The organism is Rhodococcus sp. C26F (assembly GCF_053345925.1).
Map to the genome: position 1 here is coordinate 186,077 of NZ_JBKFBA010000004.1, position 1,022 is coordinate 187,098.

1 pseudogene (cut by a window edge) is annotated in these 1,022 nt (G+C 70.9%); it reads right to left on the minus strand.

Going from position 1 to position 1,022, the window contains the following annotated elements:
• Positions 1 to 1,022: pseudogene (locus ACLBYD_RS07805) on the minus strand ([protein-PII] uridylyltransferase family protein) (its annotated part continues 111 nt past the right edge of the window); the annotation flags it as partial.

The following is a 1,022-nucleotide window of genomic DNA, read 5'->3' on the forward strand; positions in this document are numbered from 1 at the left end:
CCGCCGCGACCCGCGTGATCAGGCCCGGATCGCGACGCGGATGCGCGTCGCGTGCGAGGGCGACCTCTCCCCCGTGCTCGACGACCCCTTCGTCGAGCGGACGCCGCACCGGTCCGCGACGCAGACGCGACAGACCCTTGCGCGGCAGCGAATTGGCCGCGGTGCGCAGACCGACGTCGACGGAATAGCTGATCGTGCGGGCCGATTCGGTGAGCACCCGCGCAAGATCGAAACGGTCGCCGATCCGCAGCGCCGCGGCGATCTCGTCGGCGTCCTGCGCGCGCAGCTGGTCGCGGGAGCGGCCGGCGACGCGGTGCAGCTCGGTGCGTACGTCGAGCAGTCGCCGGTGGGCGGCCGCGAGTCCGCCGCCCGGGACGTCGGGTCCGAGTCCCGGCATGCCGTCGGTGAGCTGCGCAACGGACAGGGCATTGAGCAACTGCACGTCCCGCAACCCGCCGCGACCGCTCTTGAGGTCGGGTTCGGCCCGGTGGGCGATCTGCCCGCTGCGCTGCCATCGCACCTCGGTCATCTCGATGAGTTCGTCGAAGCGGGACCGGATGCCGGTGCGCCACTGACGTCGCACACCACCGATGAGCAGATTGCTCAGCTGGGCGTCGCCCGCGATGTGCCGCGCCTCGAGCATTCCCAGCGCGGCCGTCAGATCGGACGAGAACACCTGGAGGGCCTGGGGCACCGTCCGGACACTGTGGTCGAGCTTGATGTGCGCGTCCCACAGCGGGTACCAGAGCTCGTCGGCGACCTTCGACACGACGGACGGCGCCATGTCGTCGTGGAGGAGGATGAGATCGAGATCGGAGTACGGGAGCATCTCGCGGCGTCCGAGACCCCCGACGGCGACAATGGCGAAGCCTCCCTCGCGCTTGATGCCGAGTTCGGAGCCCTTCGTCGTCAACCAGAATTCGTGCAGGTCCACGAGGGCGTGACGCAGGGCCACGGTGTCGAGGCGGCGGCTGCGGGGGCCGCCGGAGAGCAGGGTGTCGCGGGCGGCCGCGAGATCGGCG